The sequence below is a fragment of the Microbacterium sp. NPDC058269 genome (assembly GCF_042881445.1).
Classification (GTDB): domain Bacteria; phylum Actinomycetota; class Actinomycetes; order Actinomycetales; family Microbacteriaceae; genus Microbacterium.
In genome coordinates, this window is record NZ_JBHVXT010000002.1 from 460,545 (window position 1) to 474,521 (window position 13,977).

Consider the following 13,977-nt stretch of genomic DNA (forward strand, 5'->3'; position numbering starts at 1 on the left):
GGTGTTCGCATGGCCGATCGCGTCGTCAAAGTCCGGCTACTTGCCGAGGTCGCCGATTTCAAGCGGGGAATGGAGGAGGCGGCGAGCGAGACCCGCAAGGTCGGCACTGCTTCAGAGCAACTCGCGCAGAAGCGCGAGGCCTTCAACCAGCTCGGAACGGTCGCTCTCGGTGTCGGCGCCGCGATGACGGCGATGACGGCCCTTTCCATCAAGGCCGCGATCGGCTGGGAATCCGCGTGGGCTGGCGTCACGAAGACTGTTGACGGCACCCCTGCACAGCTTTCGGCTGTGGAGGACGGGCTGCGTGGCCTCACTTCCGTGCTTCCGGCATCCCATGAGGAGATCGCCGCGGTCGCTGAGGCTGCGGGACAGCTCGGCATCCAGACGCCGAACGTTGTCGCGTTCACGCGCACGATGATCGACCTCGGCGAGACGACGAACCTCTCGGCGAACGAGGCGGCTACGTCTCTCGCGCGGTTCATGAACATTATGGGCACCGCTCAGGGTGACGTCGGCAAGCTCGGATCTGCGATCGTCGGCCTGGGCAACAACTACGCCACCACCGAGGCCGAGATCATGGAAATGGCCATGCGTCTCGCCGGTGCGGGCAAGCAGGTTGGCCTCACCGAAGGCCAGGTTCTCGGACTCTCTACCGCGCTCTCATCGGTGGGTATCGAGGCTGAGGCTGGCGGTTCGGCCATGTCCAAGGTCATGATCGACATCGCCGCCTCTGTCGAAGAGGGTGGCTCGCGCCTTGAGCTGTTCGCCAAGACGGCCGGCACGTCGGCAGACTCGTTCGCAGCGAAGTGGAAGTCCGACCCGGCTGCAGCCCTCTCCCTGTTTGTGAAGGGACTGTCGAACGCAGAGTCGCAGGGTTCATCCACTCTCGGAGTTCTGGCCGAGCTCGGAATCACAGAGGTTCGGATGCGTGACGCGCTCCTGCGCTCCGCCTCCGCGGCCGACATGTTCGCTGGCGCGATGGGCATGGGTAACAGCGAGTTCGAGAAGAACAACGCGCTGCTCACCGAGGCTGAAAAGCGCTATGCCACGGTTGAGTCTCAGATGGCGATCGCGGGCAACGCGGTCAACGATGCGGCTATTTCCTTCGGCTCGGTGTTCCTGCCTGCCGTCGCTGAAGCTGCGGGCGGGCTGAAACAGTTCGCGGGATTCCTCGCCGACATCCCCGAGCCCGTTCAGGGGATCATCGGTGTCCTGACTGGCGTGGTTGGCGTCACAGCTCTCGTTGGTGGCGCCGCGCTCGTCGCCATCCCGAAGGTGGTGGCGTTCAAGGTCGCCATGCAGTCACTTCCGAGTGTCACGAACGCTGTTCGCTCTGGTCTGGGTGGGATCTCGTCGTTCCTGGGCGGACCGTGGGGTGTTGCTCTGTTCGCGGCGACGGCGGCAGTCGCGCTGTTCAACAAGCAGATTGAAGATGGCGTGCCCGCCCAGGCGGACATCATGAACGCGATCAAGACCTCCGCCAGTGCAGCTGAAGGTCTCAACGCCGCGTTTGAGCGCGGGTCGCTCGAGACGTTCATGTCCGGCGACTATGCGGCAGAGCTGAAGGATCTTCCCGGACTGCTCGATCACGCGATCGACGCTCAGTCCAACTGGGCGGATGCGTTGTCCACTACCGTTTCGCAGCGTGGTGCGTATGACTCACTGAAGCGCTACGGCGGAGCGCTCGCGGAGATGGCGTCATCCGATCTTCCCAAGGCGCAGCTGGCATTCCGTGCCCTGCGAGATGAGAACGAGCTCACTGCTGCACAGACGCGCCAGCTCTTGAACGAGATGCCCGCGTATCGGGACGAGATTCTGAAGCTCGCTGCCGGTCAGGACATCGCCGCCGACAGCACCGAGTTCCTGCAGCTTGCTATGGGTGAGCTCCCGGGATCTTCGGCTGAGGCTGAGGCCGCTCTCGCGGAGATGAAGACCGAGGCTGCGGAGGCCGACGAGGCGCTGCAGGGGACCGCGGCCGCGCTGACCGATGTCGGGGATGCGGCGATGTCGATGGGAGACGCGAGCGATCGCGCCTTGTCGTCGATCAACTCGCTGGTCAAGGCTGCGGAGGAGGAAGGCGCGGCCCTCAACGGGACCAACGATGCCTCCATTCGGTTGCGTGATTCCATGCGCGAGGTGGAGCAGTCGCACCTCGATTCCGCAACGGCGATCATCAACAACGGTGGAACTCTCGCCGCAGCCACGGAGGAATGGGAGAAGGGTCGGCAGAAAGTCATCGACATGCGTGTCGCGAAGGGTGAAGACATCACCACGGCGACCGCGTGGGCTGACCAGAACCTTGGTTCTGCGGCCGAAGTGACCGCCGCCCTGGGCAATGTCCATCAGGCGTGGCTGAACCTTCCCGAGAACCGCGAGACGAAGTATCGGGTTGAGGCGGAACAGGCCGAGCAGAAGCTTGCTGAGGTCAAGGCCCGCCTCGACGCGATTCCCGGGTACAAGCGGATCACGCTCGAATCCTTCTCTGTCGGGAAGTTCGACGTCACGCCGAACGCCGCAGGCGGGTACTACGAGGGCGGCGTGAAGGCCTTTGCCGGTGGTGGGTTCGAGCCTGGCATCTACCCGTACACGCCGGGCGGGATCCACAAGTTCGCTGAAGAGGACGCAGAGGGCTACGTGTCCTTGGCGCCCGGCCGACGTAAGCAGTCAGAGGGCGTGTGGCAGACCATCGGTGACCGCATGGGGTTCACACAGTCTCGACCGCAGGCCGCGCCGCAGTTGCCGCCGATCTACATTCAGTCTCCGGTGACGGGTGAGTACCTGCTGGCGAAGACGGCGGAGATCGCGGATGGCGTTGTTCGAGCGAAGGCTCAGTCCGATTCGGTTGCTTATAGCGGGGGGCAGGTGTCGGCATGACGGTAGTTCTGACCCCCCGTAACACGATGGCGCCGGTTCCTCGCGTGGAGATCAGCTTCGATGCGGCTGATCTCCCCGCGGGGACCGATCGCGTCACGGTGTGGCGTGTGGCGAATGGGCGTGAGTTCAAGGTTCGTGACGGCATCGACCGTGTGGTCATCTCGTCCGTGAGCCTGGTCGATGTGGAACCCGATCTTCGCGGCCTGCTGATCTATCAGGCGGAGTGCTGGGCGGGTTCGACCTCGTTGGGTCGGGTGGCGCTGGGCTCCACGTCGATGACCTGGACGGGCGGAACGGTGATCCAACAGCCGTTGGATCCGTCTCTGGCTGTCGAAGTGCAGCTGAACTGGGGGACCGCGACAGACCTGACTCGCACGACTCCGGGTGGTCTGGTGTTCTCGTCGGGGGCAGTGGCTCCTGACTATGTGGGCTTCGGGCCACGGCGTTCTCTTCAGGGCGTCGTCCTGGTCTTCGAGGTCGGTGAGGCTGATCAGGAAACACTCCAGGCCACCCTGGGGACGTATAACACCCAGCAGCTGCCGATCTGGTTGATCCGTTCCACGGACGTCCGGTGGCCAACCGTGTTCTTCTGCCATGTGCCCGCGTTGACGGAGACCGATCGTTCCGGTTACGGCGGCGACATCATCGGATATTCGGCCACGGTCGACGAGGTGAACCCGCCTGCAGCAGCGCTCGTCATCTCCCTGTTGTCGTACGACGACCTCGATGTGTCCTACGCGTCGTATACGGCCATGGATGCCGCGTACGCCTCGTATGACATCCGTGACCGTGACTACTCCCTTGCGGGGGCTGCTGGCTGATTCTGGGGGTGCCGCGTGCGTGAAGTTGCTGAGCGGACCCGGGGGCTGATTCGTGGTGGAGGCTTCGATCGTGTGTGGGTCGCTGACCTCATGTACGACAACGAGCGACGCCTCGCCAATCTCGACGTCTCCGATGTTCAACTCGAGTGGAACGGGAACCGGTTCGTGTCGGGCTCGGGGTCGTGCGCGATCGTGTGGGCTGATGACCACGGGTCGTCCAAGATCCCGAAGCAAATCGGGGACTGGTTCGCCCCGTTCGGCGCAGAGCTGCAGATCGACTGTGTGATCGGGTCGGGCGTCTTCGCTGAACGGGTGCCGATGGGCCGGTTCATGATCGAATCAGTCCCCGAAGCAACCGAGTCGGAGATGCTCTGGCAAGAACGGATCATCCATCCCGGTGAGACGTTCCGCCTCGACTTGAAGGACGGGCTGCAGCGCATCATCCGGGACCGGTTCGCGTTCCCCACCGCTTCACGATCGACCTCCGTGTGGGATGAGATCCAAGCCGTTACCGGGCTCCCAGTGGTGCGGAACGTGCCGGATCAGACGATCGCGACGCCGGTCACTCACGACGAGGACAAGGACAAGGCGACGTCGAAGCTGTTTGACCGTCTCGGCGCATGGCCGATGCTGAGCCCTTCCGGTGTTCTCATGGCGCGGCCGAAGGCATGGCCAGACCCCGTTGACGAGCTCGGCGAGGGCGTCGTGTCGGCCCCGCGAACGCTGACGGCAGACAAGACCTACAACCAGGTTGTGGTCGAGGGGAAGAACCAGAGCGGTGAGCCGATCTACGGCGTCCGCTTCGTGGAAGAGGGGTTCCTGAGGGCGCGGAACACGGACGGGTCGAAGTCGCCGTTCGGTGTCGCGACCTACGGGTACTCGTCGGAGTACCTCACCGCACAGGATCAGGTTGACGCCTATGCGGACGAGCTCCTCCCGCGCGTCTCCCGTATCCGTGGTGTTGTCCGTGAGGTGACGGAACGGTTCAATCCGCTGCGCGAGGTGGGGGACGTTCTCCGCTTCAAGGACGGGTTGGTGCGCGTGCTCACCGTTGCCCACTCGGATGCGACTACGCGGATGACGGTGGAGGTGCCCGATGAATGACACCGAACGTCTCCTGCGTCTCATTGGGGAGAAATCAAAGGTCGGCCTGAGGATCGGGAAGTTCGTCGGCGTGACCAGTGGCCAGGCGATGATCGATATCGACGAGTCGCGATTCCCGGCCGCGTTCCTCACCGGCTACATCCCGACTGTGAACGAGCCTGTGCATGTCTGGTCCGTCGATGGACAGTGGTTCCTGCTCGGTCCGACGACGGGCAAGCCCCGTGTCGGCACGGTCCTGACGCTGTCCTCGCCGCGCGTGACGGTCGACACCTCGATCGGCAAGGTGGTCGCGATCATTGGGGGCGCGGCCCCCTCGTCTGGTGACCGCGTGCTGATCGATTGGACCGAGGACGGCCCTGTGACCGGGCTCAAGCTCGCGACAACTCCTGTGGCACCAACACCGCCGCCCGACCCGGGTGGAGGCGGCTCGACGATCAAAGAGGCCATCTTCCGCGCCATCGACGCAGGTTCTACCGACCGCGGTTCTGCGCGGTGGTGGCAAGCACAGCCGTGGGCGTCGAACACGACCTTCGGCGCAGCCTTCTACGGTTCGCAGATCAAGGACACGATCCCGGCAAGCGCGCAGCTCGTGTCGATGGAGATCTACATCAACCGCGTGCAGGACTCCGGCGATGCACCGCGTTTCACGCTCCACACGGATGGGTGGAAGGCGGGAATCCCTGGCATGTCGGCGTATGTGGCATGGGACCCTCCTAACGGGTGGAACGCCGTCCCCAACAACGGATGGTTCGGGTCGCTGATCGCAGGCGGGCCGTACTGGGGCATCGGCCTCAATCAAGGTGGGTTCAACAAGTTCAGCTCCCTCGCTCAAGACGGTCTGAGTTTCGCCCTTCGAATCAAGTGGCGCTGATCGCGGCGAAGTACTCGTCGGCAAGGTCCTGGCCGACGGGGATGCCCCGGCGATGCGCGTGAGCGAGAGCTCGCGCGCAGGCTAGGCATGACCGCTTGCCCTTTGCGAGAGCCGAAGTGACGAGGTTCGGCTCGGCGAGCGGGTGCCCGCGGCGGCATTCGGCTCGGAGAGTCTCGTAGTGAGGACCGATCCGTAGCTTGTCCGCCTCGTTAGCGGTGTGCGAGTCCCACCTCAGATTCTCCAGCTTGTTGTTCGTGGGGTCGCCGTCCCAGTGGCAGGCTTCCTGCCCAGCGGGACAGGGGCCGACGAATGCTTCGAGCACCAACCTGTGGACCTGTTTCATCGTCTGGACACCGTTACGCGATAGCGGAATGCACCTGCGCCCGTATCGGTCGGTGCCAAGGCTACGAACTCGCCCCTTCCTCAGCGCCAGGGAGCCACCCCGCACGGGAGATAGGCGGTCAAGAGACCGTACGCGCCCGAGGTCGCTGACCTCGTAGAGCCCTTCCCAACCAGGGATGGGCAACCAATTTTCGGTAGGCTGATTCATAGCCGTCAACTCCTTCTTGTCAAGGTGTTCGGTCAGGCCCTCGGGAGTGTTCCACCACTCTTTGAGGGCCGTTTCTATGCTATCGCCTGCCTCCGACAAAGCACACGGAGGTAGCCCCATGGGGAACACGCTCAACACGTACGGGAAGCCGGTCATTTCGCCGACTCCCACACAGACCGTCGTCGACATGCAGGCGATCGCTGACTTCGCGGACACCTTCGCGAATGTCCGGCGTGGCACAGCCGCGCAGAGGGGCGCGCTCACTGCGGGGCAGATCCGCGACGGGATGCTCTTCCTCGAGTCTGACACCGGGCGCGGATACCAGCGCCGCGGTGGTACATGGGCGCTCGTGATGGGTTCGCTGTCGGCGCGGATGAAGCGCTCGAACGTCGCGAAGTCGATCACCAACACGACCATCAACCAGGACCTGTCGGCGAACAACCTGTGGGTTGAGGACTGGCGCGACTCTTCCATCGCTGCGTACAACAACGGGTGGACGATCCCCGCGACGGGGGACTGGCAGGTCGAGATCGGTGGACAGTTCAGCGAAGCCGTTGACCTGTACATCAGCGTGAACAAGTCGTCGGTGGCGACCTTCGCGGACATCGCAGGGTACGCGCAGGGATTCAAGAGCGCCGCGAACGTCGCGCTCCCACAAGCCGTGAAGACACTGCGCCTGAACGCGGGTGACGTGATCCGCATGTTCGGCGCCTCACTGCCCGCGTCCGCCGCGTGGGACAACACCATCCCGAACCAGTCGTGGTTCGGGATCCGATACATCGGCCGATAGGGGGAGCGATGGAGACCACCTCCTTGAGCAACGGGCGCGGATGGCTTCGCGCTGACGCCGCCGCGTCTCTCGCGCGGGTCGACGTTGAGATCGGGCACCCGCTGCAGATTACGGAATCCGGTCGCACCTACGCCCAACAGAAAGCCCACTGGGATCACTACCAGAAGTACGGCAAGCCGATCGCGAACCGTCCCGGCACCAGCCTGCATGAGTCGGGGCTGGCGATCGATACCGACGAACGCCGCACTGAGGTGTTGAACCGGCATGGCTGGTTCCACACCGTCTATCGGTGGGTGAACGGTAAGTACACCCTCGTCGAGCCGTGGCACTACGAGTACTCGGCAGGGCGCGATCGGTACATCGGTCAGCCCGCAACCGGCGGCACCACCACTCCACCCCCTGCAACACCGACACCGTCCTGGGAGGACGACATGCCCACATTCATCACGTCCGATGGCGGTCAGTCACTGGAGATCGGCGGATACATCATCCCGCTCGCGAACGCCGAAGAAGTCGGATCCATCCAGATCACACCCGGCAAGCTCGTGTGCTCGAAGGTCGTCCACGCACGCATCAACGCCATCGTCGGAGGCCGCAAGAGCGAGGACGTCATCGTGAACGTCCTCGGTGGCGACGGAACACGCTACGTCTGGGCGGGCGGCATCCTCACCCCGATTGCGTACCAGCAGACGGTGGATCAGCTCATCGCCATGGGTGCCGGTGCCGTCGACTGGCCACTCGCTGAGGTCGAGCGCATCCTCGCCAAGCAGGGCTGATGCCGGAACTGGGAGCGATCGGCGGGTGGGTGGTCGCGATTCTCACGGCGGTCATTGCCGCGATCGTGTCCCTGTTCCCGAAGAAGGGATCGCTCGAACACCAGATGATCGACCAGCAGCAGGAGCGTATCGAGACGTTGGAATCACGCCTCGATGCGCTTGAACCTGCCCTGGTCTGGTACCAGCGCCGAGACGTCGCCTGGGAGCGACGCGAGGCCCAACTCATGAGCGGTGTCGAGCGAGGCGAGTACCCGCCATGGCCGACACGTACCGGAATTCTCGCGGAGGAGAAGCATGACTGACACCGACGCACTGCTGAAAGCGTCCGTGCGAGAGCGCCGGCGACTGTCCGCGCTGTTCACGGTCCTGTTGCTGGTCGTCGCCGGGACGCTCGGGACGGCATGGCTGCTCGAGCGTTCGCGCGGCGACTCATGGCGTGATCAGGCTCTGCACTGGCAAGACGAGTACGTGAGCCTGTACGACGAGTTCACCGTATCGACGGGGGAGGAGCCGCAGGCCCCTGACCCCTCCGACGTCGCCCAGGACGCCCCGGTCGCTGAACAGGGCGAGCCGGGCGCACCAGGACCAGTAGGGCCGACCGGTCGACCGGGCAAAGACGGCACTGATGGTGTCCCAGGCAAGGGCGTCGACGCGGACCAAATCGCCGCAGCGGTTGCCGCCTACTGTGCTGACGGCCGATGCGTTGGCCCTGCGGGCACAAACGGCACGAACGGCACCAACGGGACGAACGGCGCACCTGGTGCAGACTCCACTGTCCCCGGCCCAGCCGGCGGCCCCGGACCAGCAGGGCCGACGTGTCCAGACGGTTCCACCGCGACCACCGTGTGGCTTTCTGTCGCCGACTCCCAGTTCGGCACGTTCTCGCGCAGACAGGCGACCGTCTGTCTGCCTACCGCACCATCCGAAGGAGTAACCCCATGAGCAATCCCACCGAGACACCGAACGTCGTCGTGCAGAACCCCAACGTCCGCAAGGTCGCAGGCATCGTCCTCGGCGCCGTAGGCATCGCCCTCGGCACCGTCGTCGTCGTCGACGGTGCAGCGCCTGCGTTCGACCTCACCGAGTACACCGGCCCGATCACGGCCGGCTACCTGTACCTGTCGAGCCTCTTCGGCCTCGCGGTCACAGTGCCGAACGTGCCGACGCCGCGCGCGATGCTTCGCCGCGACCTTCGCTGAGGTCTCCCGATCCGACCCCCACCATGCTTCCCCCGGAGCATGGTGGGGGTCTTCTGTCGTTTCAGGCTGTGCGGACGGAGAGGAGCTGCCAGCCTTCGGGAACCTTCGCCTGTAGTGCGTCCATGTTCTCGGCTTGGACCTCCCGGAGCCCGTCGCGTCGCTGGAACTTCCCCTCGACGGATCGCATCGCCCCGGCCTTCTCCATGGTCGCCATCGCTGACACCAGATCCCACGAGCGCTCCGGAACGAAAAACCCCACCTAGCCATACGGCCGGGTGGGGGATTTCGTCGTCCTTACGGGTTAGGACGCGGGGGCACCGATGTAGCCCGCGAGGAACGAGAACGTGTCCCATGCCACACCGGGAACCTTGGAGAGCTCAGGCAGTGCCATGACGTCGGTCGCACCGAGGGAGCGAAGCGTGTCGACCTGCTGACGGAAGGTGTTGTACTGCTCCACGCTGGAGAAGTCGGTCTTACCTCCGTAGCGCAGGTGGACGATGGTGCCGTTGGGAACCTTGACGATTGCTTCCATGTTTTCCTCCGATTTCCCGGGGCCAGGTGTGGGCGTGCCGGGGTTGTTGTTGATGAATGTGATCGGGTCGATCGAGGTGTTGCCGTCGTGGCATCGCCCTGCGGTGGTCGCCATCTCGAGGTGGAGATGGGCGCCGAATGACAGGCCTGTGTTGCCGACGTTCCCGATCGGGGTTCCGAGGGTTACTCGGTCGCCGTTGTTCTTCGGGGACGGGTTTTGCATGTGTGCGTAGTGGGACCACATGCCGTCGTCGTGCTCGATGTAGACGCGGTTCCCGTAGTTGGTGTGGACACCCTTGCCGCGGATGTATCCGTCCGCGATCGCACGAATGGTTTTCCCCGCCGATCCGCCCGAGATGTTGTAGTCCACCCCAGCGTGTGGCGGGTAGCTACGCCACGACGCCCTGTTGCCCCATTCACCTTCCGCCGGCACGAACCAGCTTTCGGTGAACGGATGCCGATAAGCAAGACTCATCAGCCCTCCTTTGCTCGTCTTCGTCCTCAACACTGTAGCAAGAAATTCGAAGATACGTTCGAATATTAGAGGAACGGCGGGAGTGTATTGGTAGTACAAGAGAGCGAGCCGTGTGGCATCCTGGACTGCATGACTTCGTGGCACCCGATCTTCTGGACCGAAGAGCCCCAACCCGGCCTGTGGGTCATGAAAGCCCCCCACGAGGTGGAAGCGTTCGGACGGATCGAGCTGCGACGTGCGTCAGGTGTTGTCCGCTACAAGGTCACCCTGCGCGGCGAAACGATCGGCTGGGCAAACACGCTGTCCCACGCGTGCGAGCGCCTCTACGCAGCACACCGGAAGCAACAGGACGACGTGCACAGCGGACCGCCGAACGGGCGACGGTGACAGGGCGGTACCCTGTGCCGGAGACTTATCGCCAACCTGAGGGCGTTAGGAGGAGTTGACCTGACGGTTGGGCTACCATAGATTTTGCTATACGGAAACGAACTATCCACGTCGTTCCGTTGCTGTGGGGTTCCTGGAGACGCCGGGAACCAATTATGGGGTGATCACTGTGGCTTCTGAGTCGCTCGGTTCGGCGTACCGCTTGACCCACGAGGGTGTGGCGCAACTCGTCGCGATTAGTGACAGCGCATCCACTTCGGGGGCCTGCGTGCCTGCCTACAGCGCGCCCAGTACTGAGCGGTTGACTCGCCTGCAGTCGATGATCCGTCACGACTCATCCAAGAGTTGACCGTTGCAGAGGCGTCCATCCCGATCGATGTGGTGGCGCTTTCGAGCCTGAACGACGATCGGTACCAGGATCTCCGTGACGCCGTCATGCAGCGCCTCGGCGAGTTTGACTGCAGTCGCTCCACCCACCTCCAGAACTTCGCTCGAGGCGAGGTGCACAGGCGTGAAGCACACGGGCATAGCCGGACGTATGTAATGATCACGCCCGAAGGCTCCGAGGGTATCGACGTTGCGGCCTTCTTTACCGTGGGTATGGCGAGCCTAGATCTGACCAAGGCGAGCAGAAGCCAGAAGAACAAGCTCAGTGGCGAGTTTTCCATGGACCAGACGGGGGCATACTCGATCGCAGAGCTTGCGCGGTCGGACAGGTACTCCGCCGCCAGCCTTCCAGGACCCGTGATTCTGCGCCACGCGCTGAGCGTTATCGAGAGTGCCCGCAGTCTGGTTGCGGGACGCTTCGTCGTGGTCGACTCTCAACGGCCGGTCTTCGAGTCGCTTTACGCCCCGGCAGGCTTCAAGGAGCTGTCTGTCGCCCCCTCGCCACGAGGCATGGAAGACAAGCAGTTCTTGACGTCCTGCTGCGTTCTTCGCGACTGACGCCTAGGTATCTGTCTTCTGTCGCGCTCCGACACCCTTCCCTGGTCGCGCGGCGTTCCAGGCGTCGATCGTCTCAGCGGTCCACCCGCGCGTGGAGCCGATCACGGCGTCTGGTTCGGGGTGGATGTCGGAACCCGCGAGCAATCTAGGGCTCATGACCCACGCCCAGCTACTCGCCTTCGAGGCTCAACATCCACGCCACACGCCCACCAAGGCGGCACGGATCCGCCACGAGCTCGGGATCACAGAAGTCCGGTACTACGTGCTTCTCGCTAGGGCTGCACGATCCGCTGAGGGGATTGCGGCCGATCCTACGACCGCGCGCATGATCCGCGAACGCGCCAGCCGGCGTGCAACCGCTCGAGCGGCGAGGGTTGCGGCATGAGCGAAGAGATGCGCGTGCGCAAGGACGGGCGCCCGCTAGTCACGGAGCATCCCGTGCGCCCTGAAGAGTTCCTCGAGATCTACGACGGGCCTCTGCCAGAAGGAGCCATCCTCTGCGGGTATCGCAGCAGCGAGCCGCGTTACGAAGCGTGGATGGATGACATCTGAACGCGGCCATTGCGCTGCATGTCGACGCTGGAAGATGGTTGCACCTTCGGTTGCACCCCTCGGCCGATAGGATCGGGCGGGAAAGGCAAAACCCCCGCCATGTAGAAGCTAGGCGAGGGTTTCTGGAGTGATTGTAACGATCACTCGTGTGGCTCCGACGGGCGTCGATCCCGTGACCTCTCGATTTTCAGTCGAACGCTCTACCAACTGAGCTACAGAGCCGCGCGACCGGCGAACCTGTCGCGTCCTAGACGAAGAGCCCTCTCCGAAGAAAGAGCTCATCGCACGGAGCGACCCTGACGGGACTTGAACCCGCGACCTCCGCCGTGACAGGGCGGCACGCTAACCAACTGCGCTACAGGGCCATACTTGTTTTCAATTATATCGGAAGGTGTGACCCCAACGGGATTCGAACCCGTGCTACCGCCGTGAAAGGGCGGCGTCCTAGGCCGCTAAACGATGGGGCCGAGTCAGTCCCGGGGGACTTCCTTGCCGACGCTCAAGCATAAGGGATGTTTCGGGCAAATCGCGAATCGAGGGCGCGGCGCCGCACCCCGGGCGTGTTCCGGGGCCAGGATCGAGGTGTCGGGAGCGGGCCGAGACGCCGTGATGCCCCCTGGTGCGGATGTGAAGGTTGTTGTTAGTGTGGCAACTGTGAAACCGGCGGAAGGGGCCGTGTGAACGACAAGATCACACTGGATGCTGCAGTTGCTGCGGCGTCCGAGGACTGCGGCTGCGCGCCCAGCCCGACAGAACGCCGCGCGTTCGGCAAGACCGGCATCAGCCGTCGCGGTGCCCTCGGCATCGGCGCGCTCGGTGTCGTCGCGCTCAGCGCCTTCGGTATCACCAACGGTGTGTCCGCTGCCTACGCCGCCACGTACCCGAGTTGGGACGATGTGCAACGCGCGAAGAGCAATGAGGCGGCGAAGGCCGCTGAGGTCTCGCGCATCGAGGGGCTGATCCAGTCCCTCACCCAGAAGGTCGCCGAGACCCAGGCTGCGGCCAAGGTCGCGTCCGATGAGTTCTACGCTGCCCAGCAGGCATACTTCGCGGCGGCCACCGAAGCCGATTCCATGCAGGCGAAAGCCGACGAGCAGGCGGCCGTCGCCGACAGCTCGGCGCGCAAGGCGGGGCAGGTTGCCGCACAGCTCTACCGCAACGGCGGCGATGACACGTCGATGGAGCTGTTCTTCGCGGGCTCGGCGGACAATGCCGATGAGCTGCTCGCGCGCCTCGGCACGATGGACAAGCTCCTCGAGTACAACCAGTCCGTGTACGACAAGGCAGTCGCGGCACGCAACTCCGCGCAGTCCCTGAGCGATCAGGCCGTCGTCGCACGAAACGAGCGCGACCGGCTGCAGAAGATCGCCGAAGAGAAGATGGTCGCGGCCCAGCAGGCGGCAGACGCCGCTCAGGCCGCTTTGGACGAACAGTCTGCGAACCTCGCCACCATGCAGGCGCAGCTCGCGGCTCTCAAGGATGCGACGACCCAGACGGTCGCCGGCTACCAGGCGGGCGTCGAGGCCGAAGCGAAGGCCCGTCGCGAACGCGAGGCTGCAGAGCGCGCGGCTGCGGCCGCTGCTGCGGCTGCCGGCGGCGGCGGCGGCGGTGGTGGTGGTGGCGGCGGCGGCCAGGGCACCGGTGGCTGGGCTCGACCGCACGGCGGTGGAAAGAGCTCGGGCTATGGTCCCCGGTCCGTGCAGTGTGGCCCGAAGGGTTGCTCCTCGTCGTTCCACTACGGGACCGACTTCGCCAACGGCTGTGGGGCGGGAATCTACGCGGCGAACGCTGGCACGGTCGACTACGCCGGCGGCAACGGCGGTTACGGCAACTACATCCGGATCCAACACGGTGGCGGGATCGGAACCGGCTACGCGCACATCCGTGACGGCGGCATCCTCGTCCGATCGGGTCAGCGGGTGAACTCCGGCCAGTTGATCGCTTATGCGGGCAACACGGGACGGTCGTTCGGCTGCCATCTGCATTTCGAGGTGTACGTCAACGGCAGCGCGGTGAACCCTGTGGCCTTCCTCGGCGATCGCGGAGTGTCCGCCTGAGCATCGTCCGTCTCTGACATGAAGAAGACCCCCGGCCGCTGAGCG

The 13,977-nt window shown here is 64.3% G+C and carries 17 protein-coding genes and 3 tRNA genes; 14 read left to right on the plus strand and 6 right to left on the minus strand.

The annotated features are described in order from the left end of the window. The first annotated feature begins 9 nt into the window (after nucleotides 1–9). The 4 genes from ACFVWL_RS10490 to ACFVWL_RS10505 all read left to right on the plus strand — a co-directional run bounded on the left by ACFVWL_RS10490 (nucleotide 10) and on the right by ACFVWL_RS10505 (nucleotide 5,670). The gene (locus tag ACFVWL_RS10490) at nucleotides 10–2,874 is read left to right on the plus strand and encodes a phage tail tape measure protein (RefSeq protein WP_387182097.1); all 2,865 of its coding nucleotides are present in this window, start codon (nucleotides 10–12) and stop codon (nucleotides 2,872–2,874) included. Continuing rightward, nucleotides 2,871–3,695, plus strand: a complete 825-nt coding sequence (locus tag ACFVWL_RS10495) for a hypothetical protein (RefSeq protein WP_387182099.1) — start codon at nucleotides 2,871–2,873, stop codon at nucleotides 3,693–3,695. The genes ACFVWL_RS10490 and ACFVWL_RS10495 overlap by 4 nt, the downstream gene beginning before the upstream one ends. A gap of 72 nt (nucleotides 3,696–3,767) precedes the next feature. Further along, nucleotides 3,768–4,799, plus strand: a complete 1,032-nt coding sequence (locus tag ACFVWL_RS10500; RefSeq protein WP_387182102.1) for a hypothetical protein — start codon at nucleotides 3,768–3,770, stop codon at nucleotides 4,797–4,799. Further along, complete coding sequence (locus tag ACFVWL_RS10505) at nucleotides 4,792–5,670, plus strand: hypothetical protein (protein ID WP_387182105.1); 879 nt, start codon at nucleotides 4,792–4,794, stop codon at nucleotides 5,668–5,670. The genes ACFVWL_RS10500 and ACFVWL_RS10505 overlap by 8 nt, the downstream gene beginning before the upstream one ends. Here the strand turns inward: ACFVWL_RS10505 and ACFVWL_RS10510 are convergent. Next, nucleotides 5,657–6,409 (minus strand): NUMOD4 motif-containing HNH endonuclease, encoded by a 753-nt coding sequence (locus ACFVWL_RS10510; protein WP_387182107.1) that lies wholly within the window; start codon nucleotides 6,407–6,409, stop codon nucleotides 5,657–5,659. The genes ACFVWL_RS10505 and ACFVWL_RS10510 overlap by 14 nt on opposite strands. On the opposite strand from ACFVWL_RS10510, the gene ACFVWL_RS10515 reads away from it, so the two are divergent. The 5 genes from ACFVWL_RS10515 to ACFVWL_RS10535 are packed head-to-tail and all read left to right on the plus strand — an operon-like array spanning nucleotide 6,339 to nucleotide 8,985. Beyond that, nucleotides 6,339–7,010, plus strand: a complete 672-nt coding sequence (locus tag ACFVWL_RS10515) for a hypothetical protein (protein ID WP_387183643.1) — start codon at nucleotides 6,339–6,341, stop codon at nucleotides 7,008–7,010. The two genes, ACFVWL_RS10510 and ACFVWL_RS10515, sit on opposite strands and share 71 nt — an antisense overlap. Nucleotides 7,011–7,018: 8 nt before the next feature. Continuing rightward, on the plus strand, nucleotides 7,019–7,786 hold the full coding sequence (locus tag ACFVWL_RS10520) for a M15 family metallopeptidase (RefSeq protein WP_387182110.1): 768 nt from the start codon (nucleotides 7,019–7,021) through the stop codon (nucleotides 7,784–7,786). After that, on the plus strand, nucleotides 7,786–8,088 hold the full coding sequence (locus ACFVWL_RS10525; RefSeq protein WP_387182112.1) for a hypothetical protein: 303 nt from the start codon (nucleotides 7,786–7,788) through the stop codon (nucleotides 8,086–8,088). The genes ACFVWL_RS10520 and ACFVWL_RS10525 overlap by 1 nt, the downstream gene beginning before the upstream one ends. Beyond that, nucleotides 8,081–8,728: a hypothetical protein gene (locus ACFVWL_RS10530; protein WP_387182114.1), complete on the plus strand. Its 648-nt coding sequence runs from the start codon at nucleotides 8,081–8,083 to the stop codon at nucleotides 8,726–8,728. Before ACFVWL_RS10525 ends, ACFVWL_RS10530 begins: the two co-directional genes overlap by 8 nt. Continuing rightward, nucleotides 8,725–8,985 (plus strand): hypothetical protein, encoded by a 261-nt coding sequence (locus tag ACFVWL_RS10535; protein ID WP_387182116.1) that lies wholly within the window; start codon nucleotides 8,725–8,727, stop codon nucleotides 8,983–8,985. Before ACFVWL_RS10530 ends, ACFVWL_RS10535 begins: the two co-directional genes overlap by 4 nt. A gap of 61 nt (nucleotides 8,986–9,046) precedes the next feature. Here ACFVWL_RS10535 and ACFVWL_RS10540 read toward each other — a convergent pair whose 3' ends face one another. Together ACFVWL_RS10540 and ACFVWL_RS10545 are read right to left on the minus strand one after the other, a co-directional pair. After that, nucleotides 9,047–9,244, minus strand: a complete 198-nt coding sequence (locus tag ACFVWL_RS10540; protein ID WP_387182118.1) for a hypothetical protein — start codon at nucleotides 9,242–9,244, stop codon at nucleotides 9,047–9,049. A 42-nt stretch (nucleotides 9,245–9,286) separates the two neighbouring features. Further along, the gene (locus tag ACFVWL_RS10545; protein WP_387182119.1) at nucleotides 9,287–9,991 is read right to left on the minus strand and encodes a M23 family metallopeptidase; all 705 of its coding nucleotides are present in this window, start codon (nucleotides 9,989–9,991) and stop codon (nucleotides 9,287–9,289) included. Between the two features lie 129 nt (nucleotides 9,992–10,120). Between ACFVWL_RS10545 and ACFVWL_RS10550 the strand changes: the two genes are divergently transcribed. From ACFVWL_RS10550 to ACFVWL_RS10565, 4 genes are all read left to right on the plus strand, one after another. Then, nucleotides 10,121–10,378, plus strand: coding sequence for a hypothetical protein (locus tag ACFVWL_RS10550; RefSeq protein WP_387182122.1), 258 nt, complete (start codon nucleotides 10,121–10,123; stop codon nucleotides 10,376–10,378). Nucleotides 10,379–10,723: 345 nt separating this feature from the next. Continuing rightward, nucleotides 10,724–11,323, plus strand: a complete 600-nt coding sequence (locus tag ACFVWL_RS10555) for a hypothetical protein (protein ID WP_387182124.1) — start codon at nucleotides 10,724–10,726, stop codon at nucleotides 11,321–11,323. 154 nt (nucleotides 11,324–11,477) lie between these two features. Beyond that, nucleotides 11,478–11,708, plus strand: coding sequence for a DUF3263 domain-containing protein (locus ACFVWL_RS10560; RefSeq protein ID WP_387182127.1), 231 nt, complete (start codon nucleotides 11,478–11,480; stop codon nucleotides 11,706–11,708). Further along, entirely contained in the window at nucleotides 11,705–11,875 is a 171-nt protein-coding gene (locus ACFVWL_RS10565; protein WP_387182129.1) for a hypothetical protein, read from the plus strand. Before ACFVWL_RS10560 ends, ACFVWL_RS10565 begins: the two co-directional genes overlap by 4 nt. A 149-nt stretch (nucleotides 11,876–12,024) precedes the next feature. Here the strand turns inward: ACFVWL_RS10565 and ACFVWL_RS10570 are convergent. The 3 genes from ACFVWL_RS10570 to ACFVWL_RS10580 form a co-directional block, all read right to left on the minus strand. After that, nucleotides 12,025–12,097, minus strand: a tRNA-Phe gene (locus ACFVWL_RS10570). Between the two features lie 69 nt (nucleotides 12,098–12,166). Next, a tRNA-Asp gene (locus tag ACFVWL_RS10575) sits at nucleotides 12,167–12,240 on the minus strand. A gap of 29 nt (nucleotides 12,241–12,269) precedes the next feature. Next, a tRNA-Glu gene (locus ACFVWL_RS10580) sits at nucleotides 12,270–12,342 on the minus strand. 210 nt (nucleotides 12,343–12,552) lie between these two features. On the opposite strand from ACFVWL_RS10580, the gene ACFVWL_RS10585 reads away from it, so the two are divergent. After that, the gene (locus tag ACFVWL_RS10585) at nucleotides 12,553–13,932 is read left to right on the plus strand and encodes a M23 family metallopeptidase (RefSeq protein ID WP_387182131.1); all 1,380 of its coding nucleotides are present in this window, start codon (nucleotides 12,553–12,555) and stop codon (nucleotides 13,930–13,932) included. Nucleotides 13,933–13,977 lie beyond the last annotated feature (45 nt).